The sequence below is a fragment of the Microcoleus sp. D3_18a_C4 genome, assembly GCF_036702415.1.
GTDB lineage: Bacteria > Cyanobacteriota > Cyanobacteriia > Cyanobacteriales > Microcoleaceae > Microcoleus.
On the sequence record NZ_JAUBTI010000027.1, the window covers coordinates 44,389 to 57,544 of the forward strand.

The following is a 13,156-nucleotide window of genomic DNA, read 5'->3' on the forward strand; positions in this document are numbered from 1 at the left end:
TGCCGAGGAATGGCCGCTTGCGATAATATCTAGTAATGTTTCGCGATCGCTGAAAGCTTTATGATTCGCCGCTACATTGCTAGCATCAGCACCAGCATCCTCAAACGTACCTGCGCCGCCGCCGCTGTATTAGCCGTAACTTTGGGATGTTCGTCAACGAAGCCGCCCAACACCGCAGCGCCATCGGGTTCGATCGAGGAATCCGCCGTCCTAGCGCAGTCCCCAACGTCTCTGTTAGCTCAAAACCGCAACAAAACCAGAAAATCCCTCAGCCTTCCCTCTTGCGCGCAAAACGACGCCTTCACGGAGTCAGTTAACTTTGCCACCCAAGCTTCTAATTTGGCTCAATCAGCCAATTCAAAAGAAGACTGGGACGAAGTAGCAGCCCTGTGGGTGCAGGCCGTCGCCTGGATGCAAGCGGTTCCCCCCGGCAGTCCCAGGCGGGCTTTTGCTGAGAAAAAAGTGGTGGAGTACATGAGAAACCTGGTTTATTCCCAACAGCAAGCGAGCGCAACCCGATCGCAAGCCAGTACAGTCAGCTTCAGCAGCGATTTACTCAACGAACAACTCGAACTTTACCTATCCTACGTTGCCGCAGTCGGCCCACCAGATGTTTTGATTGTCGGCAGTTCCCGCGCATTGCAGGGCGTAGATCCCAAACAGCTAAAACAATCTTTGGCCCAAAGGGGCCGTCCGGGCTTAAAAGTATTTAACTTTTCAGTCAACGGCGCAACTGCACAAGTAGTTGACTTTCAACTGCGGCGGCTTTTGAAGCCGGATCATTTGCCTCAAATGATTGTCTGGGCGGATGGTGTGCGCGCATTTAACAGCGGCCGGGACGATCGCACTTTTAATTCGATCGTCGATTCTGAAGGCAGCCAACTTATAGCCGCAGGCGTTCGCCCCGAACTGCCGTCGGATGAACCAAATGTGATTCCCCAGTGTTACAGATTCCCGCAGCCCTGCGCTAAAAATACTTTCCGCAAAGCATTGGCATCTGTCGATCGACCTTTCAGGACGGGATCTGGGGCCCACCCCACAATCAAATTCCTGTCCAGTGGAACGGGCATCTTGCCCGTTGCTGAGAATGCAGCAGGCGGGCAAGATGCCCAACCCCTACTCCCCAAAATCAAATCCCTCTCTAGTGGAACGGGCATCTTGCCCGTTGCTAACACCCAACCCCTACTCCCCAAAATCAAATTCCTATCTAGTGGAACGGGCATCTTGCCCGTTGCTAACACCCAACCCCTACTCCCCACAATCAAATCCCTCTCTAGTGGAACGGGCATCTTGCCCGTTGCTGAGAATGCTGCAAGATATGAGTTAAAACCGATCGCAGCGAATGCAGCCACCCAAAAAGCACAATTGATTCCAGTCTCACGACGGACAACAGTAGCCATCAGACAACTTAACCAATTGGCAGATTCGATCGACTCCAACGGATTCATGGCTATGTCGGGCAAGTACAATCCCAACACTTATTATCGACAACGCGCTTACGTTTCAGGCCAGTACGATCGCGACTACGAAAACTTCAACCTCGGAGGCAAACAAGCAGCAGCCTTTAATTCAGTTGTAGCATTTACCAAAGCTCGAAAAATTCCCCTGATTTTCGTCAATTTGCCCCTCACCGACGACTACTTAGACGGAACTCGCCTGCGGGCAGAACAGCAGTTCCGGCAGCGAATGCAGCAACTCTCGCGGCAAAAAGGCTTCGCTTTCCGCGACTTGTCGCAGCGGTGGCCGGGCCGCAACGACTATTTTTTGGACCCCAGCCACCTCAACCGCTTTGGGGCGAGCGCAGTTTCTAGCCTACTCGCGGCCGATTCCAGCATTATCTGGCCGCGGCCCAAATCCAGCCGCACCGAGGGGTAAAACCATTTTCGATTTTCGATTTTCGATTTTCGATTAAAGAATTGGGAATGACTGATTTCGATTTTCGATTTTCGATTAAAGTATGGGAAATGACTGATGAGATAAGGGTTTGCAGCTTTCCCAAAATGGGAGGACTTTTTGAAACTGCTATAAACCAGAGGGAGAGTCTCCGAGGGGAGATGCCCTGTGGCATCGGAATAATATTTTTCCGAGTACAGTGCGATCGTCCCGGTCGCGGCACTTGCGTTTAAAATCTAATCATCTAAAATCCCACATCGAAAATCTCAAATCGATGTGCACTGCGATCGTCCCGGTCGCGGCACTTCAGTTTAAAATCTAATCATCTAAAATCCCAAATCGAAAATCTCAAATCGATGTGCACTGCGATCGTCCCGGTCGCGGCAATTCAGTCTAAAATCTAATAATCTAAAATCTAAAATCTAAAATCTAAAATCGATAGGTTGTGCAACTAAAACAAGTAATTATCGCCCACAAAGCCAGAGATACCCTCAGCCAGCGGTGGGCAGAACAGTGTGCCCGCCAATTAGAAAGTCGCGGGTGTCAGGTTTTAATGGGGCCGAGTGGCCCCAAAGATAACCCGTATCCGGTGTTTTTAGCTTCTAGTAACAGCCCCATTGATTTAGCGGTGGTGCTGGGCGGCGACGGTACGGCCCTAGCTGCGGCGCGGAATTTGGCTGCTGACGGCATCCCGATTTTGGCAGCCAATGTGGGGGGACATCTGGGTTTTTTAACCGAGTCTTTTGATGATTTCCAAAATACTGAGGAGATATGGGACAGACTTTTGGAAGACAGGTATGCTGTGCAGACGCGGATGATGTTGCAGGCAACAGTTTTTGAGGGAAACAGAACCAATCTCGAACCCCAAAGCGATCGATTTTTGGCACTAAATGAAATGTGTGTCAAACCTGCTTCAGCCGATCGAATGCCGAGCTGTATTCTAGAAATGGAAGTTGACGGCGAAGTAGTCGATCAATATCAAGGCGACGGTTTAATTGTGGCAACTCCCACCGGTTCGACTTGCTACACCGCATCTGCCAACGGGCCGATTATGCACTCTGGAATGGAGGCGATCGCAGTTACTCCGATTTGCCCTTTGAGTTTATCGAGTCGGGCGATCGTCCTGCCGCCCGGTTCAGTCGTCAGCATTTGGCCTTTAGCAGATTACGAACTCAGTACCAAACTCTGGACAGACGGCATTTTGGGTACTGCAATTTGGCCGGGACAGCGCGTAGACGTGCGGAGGGCAGACTGCGAAGCCAAGTTTATCATTTTGCGGGAAAACTATTCTTATTTCAACACTTTGAGGGAAAAACTTCACTGGGCAGGAGCCAGAATTCGGTACAGCAACAATCACCGCAATTAATCCCAATCATCCACCATTAATTATTAATCTGTAGGGGCGGGTTTTACCAACAATAATCGCCTAAAATCAATAATCTCATAAACCCGCCCCCACAAGGCGATAAATCGCAATTTACATTTTTATGCTTCGACCGAAAGAAAGGTTGATATGGGTTATTAGTTGTGTGGGGGCGGGTTTATATAGATGGTTTGCGGTCATTAAATATTATTCGTAAAACCCGCCCCTACAGGATGCTATTTTACAGGCAAAACCCACCTTACCCAACCCATAATCTCTGTACTTTGTTAAGATCGCTCAATATCTTGACAAACAGCCTGATCTATGCAGATTTCCAAAAAATCAACCCGACCTTTCAACCCTCAAGATACCTATCCCTGTCCCGTGTGCCGCACCGGTCAAATTTCCACCCTAGCACTGATGGACGCCCTAGCTTGCAACTTCTGCCAGCACATTTATACTGCCAGCGTTGAAAGACAATCGCTCCAAATGGCCGATCGCCAACCGCCCGTCACTTGGCACTGGAACGGCAAACAGTGGATAGGAGCCCACCTCGAAGGCGTAGAATTCGGATGGCCCTACTTGGCAGCGGCTTTGGGTCTAATTTTCCTTCCCACCACCTTGCTGGGACTTTCAGCTTACTATTTTCCCCCGGTTCCCGGCAGCCGGTTGTCGTGGCTGCCCCTAGCTTGGACAGGCTTAGCTTTTTTGTCCCATTTAGGCATTGTGCTGTGGTTGATAGGTGAATTTTATCAATTCCCGGTAGTAACTTACTTCAGAGCTTGGGGGCGCAGGATACGCCGGCGCTAGCTTAAATGCTCTCTAACAGCCGATCGTCCGAGGGCGGCCCACCGACATCGATCCAGGTAAAATTAGAGGCGATCGCAAAATTCAATTCCCAATCAGCCCTGAAGCAGCTATAATCGTTAGCTATTCTAAATAGTCAAAAGCAAACGCATTGCGATTTGTGAGGAGAGCGATGAACATACTTGGAATCTCGGCGTATTATCACGACAGCGCCGCAGCCTTAATTCGCGACGGAGAAATTATAGCAGCAGCGCAGGAAGAAAGATTTTCCCGCAAAAAGCATGACGCCAGATTCCCTAAGAATGCGATCGCTTATTGCTTGAAAGAAGCGAACATAGATTTGCGGGAACTCGATCGAATAGTTTTTTACGACAAACCTTTAGTCAAATTCGAGCGCCTTCTCGAAACCTATTTAGCCTACGCACCCCAAGGTTTTCGCTCTTTCCTAGCCGCCATGCCGATATGGCTCAAAGAAAAGCTTTACCTCAAAACCATGCTCAAAAGAGATTTGGCAGCAATAGCAAACTGCAAAACGAATAAACTGCCATCTCTGCTATTTACCGAACACCACCAATCCCACGCAGCATCCGCATTTTTCCCCAGCCCGTTTCAAAAAGCAGCCGTTTTGTGCCTCGACGGCGTGGGCGAGTGGGCCACAACCTCGGTTTGGTTGGGAGACGGGAACCAACTTACACCTCAGTGGGAAATCGATTTTCCCCACTCCTTGGGTTTGCTTTATTCAGCTTTCACCTATTACACCGGCTTCAAAGTCAACTCTGGGGAATACAAACTCATGGGTTTAGCTCCTTATGGCGAACCCAAGTATGTAGACAAGATTCTCAACTATTTAATCGACCTCAAAGATGACGGAACTTTTCGTTTGAACATGGATTATTTCAACTATACAGTTGGCTTAACCATGACAAACAAGAAGTTTGACGAACTATTTGAAGGGCCGCCGCGTCAAGCTGAAGGAAAATTGACTCAGCGAGAAATGGACATTGCAGCTTCCATTCAAGTTGTTACCGAAGAAGTTGTTTTGCGGCTGTGCAGAACAGTTAAAAAAGAATTGGATGTCGATTATCTTTGTATGGCCGGCGGCGTTGCTCTCAACTGTGTTGCTAACGGCAGACTCTTGCGGGAAGGTATTTTCAAAGATATTTGGATTCAGCCGGCGGCGGGAGATGCTGGCGGTGCTTTGGGCGCGGCTTTGGCGATTTGGTATCAGTATTGCGAACAAACTCGCACTGTGAGCGCGAACTCGACAGCAAATAGTATAGAATCCCTCAAAACTGAGCTTGTCACTACAAACGCAGCGGTTGAGGAGAGGACTGAAGTTCTCACTGCCAACCAAGCAGTAGCAACTGTGGCGAAGTCTGTTGCTCATTTAACTTGTCACGATCAAATGCGGGGCTCATATTTGGGGCCGAGGTTTACTGACGCAGAAATTCTCGAATATTTGGATGCTGTCAAAGCCAGCTATCACCGATTGGATGATGCCGAATTAATGCCGCAGTTGGCGGAAATTTTGGAACAGGGAAATGTGGTGGGATGGTTCCAAGGGCGGATGGAATTTGGGCCGCGGGCTCTGGGCGGTCGATCGATCATTGGCGATCCCCGCAGTGCTAAAATGCAGTCCGTGATGAACCTGAAAATTAAATATCGGGAATCTTTTCGACCTTTTGCGCCGTCAATCTTAGCCGAGCGAGTTGCGGATTATTTCGAGATTGACCATTCTAGCCCTTATATGCTATTAGTAGCACCTGTCAAATCCAGTCTCCGCATTCCCATGACTGCGGAACAAGAGCAGTTGTTTGGCATTGAAAAGCTCAACATTCCGCGTTCCGAGATTCCGGCTGTTACCCACGTCGATTACTCGGCTCGCATTCAAACTGTTCACAAAGAAACCAATCCTCGCTACTATGACTTAATCAGCCATTTTGAAAAGCGATCGGGCTGTTCTATTGTGGTAAATACTTCTTTCAACGTGCGAGGCGAACCCATTGTTTGCACTCCAGAGGATGCTTACCGCTGTTTCATGCGAACCGAAATGGACTATCTGGTTTTGGAAAATTACTTGCTTCCCAAGTCCGAACAAATTCCTTGGAAACAAGATGATGCTTGGAAAAATGAATTTGAACTAGATTAGTCAGTTGACAGTTGACAGTTGACAGTTGACAGTTGACAGTTGACAGTTGACAGTGGTTATTAATAATTCTTGTTTACTGGTTATTGCTTATTAGCAAACGCAGGCAAGTAAAAACTGACAACTAACAACTGACAACTAACAACTGACAACTAACAACTAACAACTGACAACTAACAACTGACAACTAACAACTGACAACTGACTAATGAGCGACGAAATTAAAAAACTCGACAAAAAAGGCTTGCGCGATTTCGGGCTGCTAATTGGCGGCTTGATTGCAGTGCTGTTCGGTTTAGCAGTACCTTTACTGCGGCGGCATTCTCTACCTTGGTGGCCTTGGGCAATCTGCGGAGTGATGGTGCTGCTAGCATTGGTGGCGCCGAAATCGCTGAATCCCGTTTATCACGCGTGGATGCGCTTTGGACTTATTCTTAACAAAATCGAAACGCCGATCGTCCTAGGGATAGTTTTTTACCTGATAATTTGGCCGATGGGAGTGATCAAAAACATTTTCGGCGAAGATGCAATGCGCCGAAAACTCAATCCTAAAATGGATACTTACCGCGTCCCAAGTAAAGCCCGAACAAAAGTTAGTATGGAGCGTCCTTTCTAAGTGTTTGAAGCAACTTTAGATTTTCTCAAAGATTTGTGGGCGTTTATGAAAGAACGCCAAAAGTATTGGCTGTTGCCGCTCATTGTGACTTTAGTCTTTTTGGGAGCTTTGATTGTATTGAGTCAGGGTTCTGTGATTGCTCCATTTATTTACACGCTGTTTTGAAATAATGAGCAAGTTGAAAAATTTGGGTGTCAATTTGGGTTTGACACTCGGCGGTTTATTGATGGGGGTGGTAATTGGTGAAATTGGATTGCGGGTAGCGAGGATTGAAGGCTATCCCAAAATAGGAGATTTCGCAGACTCGGCGCCGACTGGTTTTCACACTGCCGATCCGAATTTGGGCTGGAAGCTGAAACCTGGTGCGTCGGGGGAGTGGAATGAGGAAGGTGCGAGTTTTGTGCAGGTGAATAGCGAGGGTTTGCGCGATGATCGTGAACATACAAAAGCAAAACCTCCAAATACTTTGCGCGTTGCGGTTTTGGGCGATTCTTTCACCGAAGCAATTCACGTACCTGTCGAACAAACTTTCTGGTCAAAATTGGAACGAAAGTTAGGCAACTGCGAAGCTGTTAAGGGACGGAAAAATGTTGAGGTCATGAATTTCGGGGTGCAGGGCTACAGTACAGCTCAAGCATTGATAATGCTGCGAAAAAAAGTGTGGGATTACAATCCTGATATTGTAATTCTTGCTTTTTTTATTGGGAATGATGTGATTAACAATTCGCCGCAATTGGAATATGACCTTTACCGACCATTTTTTGCTTATGATGCTAGTGGCAAATTAGTACCGGATATGTCTTTTCGCAATCGGGCGCCGATCGATCGCAACGAAAGAGCAGTTTCCTTCGTAGACCGAATGCCCAGTTTGATCGTCAACAATTCGCGCATTTTGCAGGTCATTAAAAAGGTAGACTTAGATAGGAAAAAGCGGGAGTTATCGGAGGATTTTACCAATTTAAGTGCCCAAAACTTCAAGGAACCTCAGGATGCAGCTTGGCAAGAGGCTTGGAGGTTGACAGAGGGTTTGATTGTGACGATGCGGAATGAAGTCGTGCAGAAAAATGCTGATTTCTTGGTTGTGACGATCGGCGCTCCGATCCAAGTTAGACCTGATGCCCAGAGGCGAAAAAATTATATGACAAAGTACAACATTCAGGATTTGTTTTATCCCGATAGGCGGCTGGAAAAATTGGGCGCGCGCGAGGGTTTTCGGGTACTGAATTTATCCGAACAGATCCAAGGTTACACTGAAAAATATCAAGTCTGCGCCCACGGTTTTGAGAATTCTGTACCCTGTGGGGGTCACTGGAATGAACTCGGACACCGGCTGGCCAGTATCCTGATTAACCGAAATTTGTGCCAACAATTGAAGCAGTCTCAACTCCCCAAAAAACAACCGTAATTAGTCAAATTTCATGAAAGATGCAAGGGCGCTCGAAAAAGGCAAAAATATATTAATTATAATCGCGGTTAATTTGGCGATCGCCTTTATTTGTCTGGAAGCTTTATCGCTAGCTTTTTATTTTATTAAGCAAAAGCAGTTTTTTTATACCAGAACTAAAGCCAAAGAAAAAGTAGTAGAAGATATTGAAAGGATCGGCATTAGACTTGATGAATCTATCGTAGAAAGACTGCACCCACTTTTTGGCTATGTGCTAAAACAAGGTGCTTTCACAAATGAAAAATTAAAGTTAAAAGTCAACAAACACGGCTTTTTTTCCCTCTACGAATATCCCTTTGTTAAAACCAATAAAAATCAAGTTATTATCGGAGTTTTTGGTGGTTCAGTTGCGAATAATTTTGCAGTTTCTGAATATGTAAATCGCCGATTGTCTAACAAATTGAAGACTTATCCAGAATTTGCCAACAAGGAAATTATTGTTTTAAATTTTGGCAATGGCGGCTACAAACAGCCCCAACAATTATTAATTTTAAATTACTTTCTGGCTTTGGGTCAAGAATTAGATTTAGTCATCAATATTGACGGTTTTAACGAAGTAGCACTGTCAAATTTAAACAACAAAGCCCAAGTAGAAATAGGAATGCCCAGCGTTCAGCACATACAGCCTCTGACTGGTTTAGCCAACAACAACTTGTCCCCAGAAGCGATGAGTTCGATCGTGCAAATTAACGAAAACAAAAAACAATTGAAAGCAGGTATTGACAAATTGCAAACTTGTCAGCTTGCTTTGTGTCACGCTGTTACCTCGCTACAGGTGCAACAATTAGTCAACAATTACCAGCAAGCAGTTGTCAAGTACGATTCCCAAGTCAAACAATCCAACTCAGACACAGCAAATAGCGGTATAGTATACATTCCCAAAGCTGACTCTGTTTTGCAGGATGCCGCTGCTTTTGAGAAAATGGCATCGCTGTGGTACGAATCGTCGATCGGGATGAATCAAATTTTATCAAGTAGAAAGATTAAGTATTTTCACTTTATCCAGCCCAACCAGTATTATCCCACTAAGCGAGCGTTTACCGCCAAGGAAAACGAAATCGCGATCGACCAGAAGAGTCCCTACATTGAAGGAGTAAAAAAAGGTTATCCGGTGTTGTTGTCCAAAGTCGATGATTTGCAAAAAGCTGGGGTTAATATTTTTAGTGCAGTGAATATTTTAGACAATACCAAAGAAACGGTTTACAAAGATGCCTGCTGCCACTATAATTCCGTGGGAGAGGAAGTATTGGCAAATTTTGTTTCCAGTTCTATTATTAAAGTAGTCAGGGAGTCGAAATAGAGGTTTATGAAAGATTTAAAAATTCTCAAAAAAGGACAAGAATTTCTAAAAATTGCTTTGATTAACTTAGCGCTTTTACTGGTTTTCCTCGAACTCGGTTCCTTGGGATGGTATTTTGTCAAGCACAAGCAATTTTTCTATACTAGAGAAAAGGTGCAAAATAAGTCGGATTTAGGAATTAATTTAGAAGGAGTGCGACTGAATCAGTCTATTGTTGAAAGGTTTCATCCTTTTTTCGGCTTTATTCAACAACCCGGCCCCGATTTTCGCCCTGGTTTTAAGATTAACAACTACGGATTTATCTCTCCTTATGATTACCCTTTGAAAAAAACCAAGAAAAATCAATTTATTATCGGAGTTTTTGGCGGTTCTGTGGCTTCTAATTATGCAGTATTTGAAGTTCAAAATAAAATTTTACCTCAATACCTCAAGCAGCTTCCTGGTTTGAAAGATAAAGAATTTGTAATTTTGTCTTTTGCTACCGGAGGCTACAAACAACCCCAGCAATTATTAATTTTAAACTATTTTTTGGCTTTAGGGCAAGAACTGGATATGGTCGTCAATATAGATGGTTTTAATGAAGTAGCACTTTCTAACTTAAACAATAAAAATCAAGTCGATTTGGCGATGCCAAGTATTCAGCATATTTTGCCGCTGACTAGCTTGGCGAATAATAGCCTTTCTACAAAAGCGATGAAAGCAACTATCAGAATCCAAGAAAATAAAGCTAGGATTAGTCAGGGTTTGGAACGTTTGCAAAACTGCTCTTTAGCTGCGTGCGATGCTTTGACTTCTGTTTACGTTCAAAATTTAGTGAATAATTATAAAACAGATGTCATTAAGTTTGAAAAAGAACGGACTAAACAAAAAAAAGATGACGGCGGCAGCGTGGTTTATATCAATCTTAACAATTCTGTTATAAAAGATGATGCTGCTTTTGAACAAATGGCCCAGAATTGGGCGAAAAGTTCAATTTTTATGCAAAAAGTGCTGTCTGCTAGTAAGGTGCCTTATTTTCATGTTCTTCAGCCTAATCAATATTATCAGACGAAAAGGGTGTTTGGTGAAGCCGAAAAGCAGATTGCTTTTAACAAGGATACTCCTTATGCTAAAGCTGTGCAAATTGGATATCCGGCTCTTTTCAAGAAGTTTCCTACATTGGAAAAAAATAATATCAATCTAGTGAATGCTGTCAATGTTTTTGACAAGACTAAAGATGCTGTTTATGTAGATAGCTGCTGCCACTACAATCAAGCTGGAGAGGTAGTTTTTAGCAATTATGTGGGCCGTTCTATTCTAGAAGCTTTGCGGAAGGATGAAAGAAAAAACAAGAAGTGATATTATGTCTGGTTGATTCGTTATTGTACAATTTGCGAACTCGTAGGGGCGGGTTCACCAACAATATATAACGATAACCAACAATATATAAAAACCCGCCCCACTCACCAATAATTCACATCAACCTGATATTTATATTTAATTCCTAAATGTAGGTGATGATTTATCGTTGGGTGGGGGCGGGTTTTTGAGATTGTTTGTTTCCGGCGATGAGGGTTGGTGAACCCGCCCCTACGGGTATTATGTCGATGGATTAAAATTACATGGTTTTTAGTTTTGGGTTTTTGGCTGGCTGGGGGAGCGATCGCCCGCTGAGTCGATCGGCATTACCAATATCTTATCAACTCGATTCCCGTCCATATCGACTACTTCCACGCGCAAACCGTTCCACTCAAAATGCTCGGCTGCTGTGGGAATTTTGCCCAAATTGGTAATCACAAAACCGCCCATTGTGTGGTAACTTCCTTTGTGTTCGGCTGACTCTTCGATTCCAAACAGCTCAAAAAAATCTTCGACTGCTAGCATTCCGTCTAACAGCCAAGAACCGTCTTCACGCTGCACGGCTTCCGGCTCGTCAGCATCTTCAATCGAGGGAAAGTCGCCAACGAGTTCGACTAAAATGTCGTTGACTGTAACCAATCCTTGAATGACGCCGTATTCGTCTACTACCAAAGCAATTTGATTGCTAGATTGTTTGAAAAGTTCTAATACTTTTAAACCCCGCGTGCTTTCCGGTACAAATAACGGTCGTCGTAAAGAAGCGCTTAAATCTAGGGGTTGACCAGTTAAAGTCCGAGACAGCATATCAGTAACGTGTACTAAACCGACAACGTTGTCGAGCCCTCCCTGACACACGGGAAACCGAGAATGACCGCTGCCGAGCATTTTTTGGCGGTTTTCTTCTACTGAGTCGTCGAGGTCGAGCCAGGTAAGATCGGGACGCGGGGTCATTAAGGCGCTGACTCGCCGATCGCCCAAACGAAACACTCTTTCCACCATATCTTGTTCGGCTTCTTCAAAGGTTCCGGCTTCTGTTCCTTGCTCGATTAAAACTTTAATTTCCTCTTCTGTAACTTGCGGTTCTGTCGAGGGCGATATCCTCATCAGTCGCATCACTAAGTCAGTGGAATGACTTAACAGATAAACCGCAGGAGCGCCAATTTTTGAGAGCATTCGCATGGGAATTGCTACGCTTGAGGCGATCGGCTCCGGGTTGTTGAGTGCCAGCCGCTTCGGCACGAGTTCGCCGATAATTAAGGTCAGATAAGTGATGGTTAAAACTGCTACTACTGAGGCGATCGTCTTAGAGTAGGGCGCGAGGGCAGGAATCAGCCGCAACAAAGGCTCTACCCTTCTAGAAATCGTCGTTTCTCCGAAAGCGCCCGACAGAATGGCCAGCATCGTAATCCCGATTTGAACTGTCGGCAAGAACTGATTGGGGGCATTAGCCAGATCCAAGGCTACGCGGGCATTGGCTGAACCTTGGTTGGCCATCTGTTGCAGTCTCACCTTCCGTACAGAGATGATGGCCATCTCTGACATCACAAACAAGCCATTGAGGAAAATTAGCAGGAGAACAATCAGAATATCGGTACTTGGGGACATTTCTAAAATTTTCGGTAGTAACGGCGAAGCGCTGTGCCCGGTTAGTCGATTTTAGATTTTAGATTTTAGATTTTAGATTGACGACGCCGCCAGTATCTGGGGGATTTCCCTAATGTCTAAAATTCTTCGATCTTCACAACTTGAGTACGTGGCAGGGTATCCGTCTTTGGGTGCAGTCACCAAAAAACTGGGTCTGAAGCCCCGTCCTTATAGGACGGCTTTACATTGAATTAAATCCCCTTTCGGGGTCGGAGAGGGAATTTTATGCAACCTCTCCGATTTTTGGGGAATGGTTGCCCCAAACTCCCATTTCTGGGGTAAAGTTAGCTTCGACAAAGTTATAAAGGCTTGCGCCGGCTAGCAGCACTGTCTCAGTGACCTTAAGACTGTTTAACCACTAGCGACAGAGCAAGGGACTAGCTTCGCATCAAGCGGGTGTCGTGACCTAAATAACGTAGCTATTTAAAGCTTAGTCTGGTCAGAATGGCCTGTTAGATTTCTCTTTCAAGCCTCACGCCTTTAGGCTGAGGTTTCTGACAGGAGAGGTCTGGAAGCTGCGAATCTCGATCGCAAAATCGAAATTTTTTCTAAACCTGTCACTAGATTAACGTCCAGGGCTCGATCGCGATCGCAGGATCGACATA

The 13,156-nt window shown here is 45.4% G+C and carries 10 protein-coding genes; 9 read left to right on the plus strand and 1 reads right to left on the minus strand.

The window, feature by feature from the left end; all coding sequences use genetic code 11:
- The first annotated feature begins 60 nt into the window (after positions 1-60).
- From QUB16_RS14770 to QUB16_RS14810, 9 genes are all read left to right on the plus strand, one after another.
- Positions 61-1,875, plus strand: a complete 1,815-nt coding sequence (locus tag QUB16_RS14770; protein ID WP_333317102.1) for a hypothetical protein — start codon at positions 61-63, stop codon at positions 1,873-1,875.
- 463 nt (positions 1,876-2,338) lie between these two features.
- On the plus strand, positions 2,339-3,259 hold the full coding sequence (locus QUB16_RS14775; protein WP_333317104.1) for an NAD(+) kinase: 921 nt from the start codon (positions 2,339-2,341) through the stop codon (positions 3,257-3,259).
- Between the two features lie 321 nt (positions 3,260-3,580).
- Positions 3,581-4,066 carry a hypothetical protein gene (locus QUB16_RS14780; RefSeq protein WP_333317106.1) on the plus strand — a complete coding sequence of 162 codons (486 nt, stop codon included), beginning with the start codon at positions 3,581-3,583 and terminating at the stop codon, positions 4,064-4,066.
- A 169-nt stretch (positions 4,067-4,235) separates the two neighbouring features.
- The gene (locus QUB16_RS14785) at positions 4,236-6,212 is read left to right on the plus strand and encodes a carbamoyltransferase (protein WP_333317108.1); all 1,977 of its coding nucleotides are present in this window, start codon (positions 4,236-4,238) and stop codon (positions 6,210-6,212) included.
- A 205-nt stretch (positions 6,213-6,417) separates the two neighbouring features.
- Positions 6,418-6,825: an SxtJ family membrane protein gene (locus tag QUB16_RS14790; RefSeq protein WP_333317110.1), complete on the plus strand. Its 408-nt coding sequence runs from the start codon at positions 6,418-6,420 to the stop codon at positions 6,823-6,825.
- Positions 6,826-6,990 carry a DUF5989 family protein gene (locus QUB16_RS14795; protein ID WP_190657062.1) on the plus strand — a complete coding sequence of 55 codons (165 nt, stop codon included), beginning with the start codon at positions 6,826-6,828 and terminating at the stop codon, positions 6,988-6,990.
- 4 nt (positions 6,991-6,994) lie between these two features.
- Positions 6,995-8,230: an SGNH/GDSL hydrolase family protein gene (locus tag QUB16_RS14800; RefSeq protein ID WP_333317112.1), complete on the plus strand. Its 1,236-nt coding sequence runs from the start codon at positions 6,995-6,997 to the stop codon at positions 8,228-8,230.
- A 13-nt stretch (positions 8,231-8,243) separates the two neighbouring features.
- Positions 8,244-9,569: a hypothetical protein gene (locus tag QUB16_RS14805; protein WP_333317114.1), complete on the plus strand. Its 1,326-nt coding sequence runs from the start codon at positions 8,244-8,246 to the stop codon at positions 9,567-9,569.
- A gap of 6 nt (positions 9,570-9,575) precedes the next feature.
- Complete coding sequence (locus QUB16_RS14810) at positions 9,576-10,907, plus strand: hypothetical protein (protein ID WP_333317116.1); 1,332 nt, start codon at positions 9,576-9,578, stop codon at positions 10,905-10,907.
- Positions 10,908-11,177: 270 nt separating this feature from the next.
- Here the strand turns inward: QUB16_RS14810 and QUB16_RS14815 are convergent, their stop codons facing one another.
- Positions 11,178-12,512 (minus strand): hemolysin family protein, encoded by a 1,335-nt coding sequence (locus QUB16_RS14815; RefSeq protein ID WP_333317119.1) that lies wholly within the window; start codon positions 12,510-12,512, stop codon positions 11,178-11,180.
- Positions 12,513-13,156 lie beyond the last annotated feature (644 nt).

Bases quoted from the DNA above. Each gene is read 5' to 3' on its own strand.
- QUB16_RS14810 (WP_333317116.1), top strand. From the start codon at position 9,576: ATGAAAGATTTAAAAATTCTCAAAAAAGGACAAGAATTTCTAAAAATT.
- QUB16_RS14770 (WP_333317102.1), top strand. From the start codon at position 61: ATGATTCGCCGCTACATTGCTAGCATCAGCACCAGCATCCTCAAACGT.
- QUB16_RS14790 (WP_333317110.1), top strand. From the start codon at position 6,418: ATGAGCGACGAAATTAAAAAACTCGACAAAAAAGGCTTGCGCGATTTC.
- QUB16_RS14780 (WP_333317106.1), top strand. From the start codon at position 3,581: ATGCAGATTTCCAAAAAATCAACCCGACCTTTCAACCCTCAAGATACC.
- QUB16_RS14800 (WP_333317112.1), top strand. From the start codon at position 6,995: ATGAGCAAGTTGAAAAATTTGGGTGTCAATTTGGGTTTGACACTCGGC.
- QUB16_RS14785 (WP_333317108.1), top strand. From the start codon at position 4,236: ATGAACATACTTGGAATCTCGGCGTATTATCACGACAGCGCCGCAGCC.
- QUB16_RS14805 (WP_333317114.1), top strand. From the start codon at position 8,244: ATGAAAGATGCAAGGGCGCTCGAAAAAGGCAAAAATATATTAATTATA.
- QUB16_RS14815 (WP_333317119.1), bottom strand. From the start codon at position 12,512: ATGTCCCCAAGTACCGATATTCTGATTGTTCTCCTGCTAATTTTCCTC.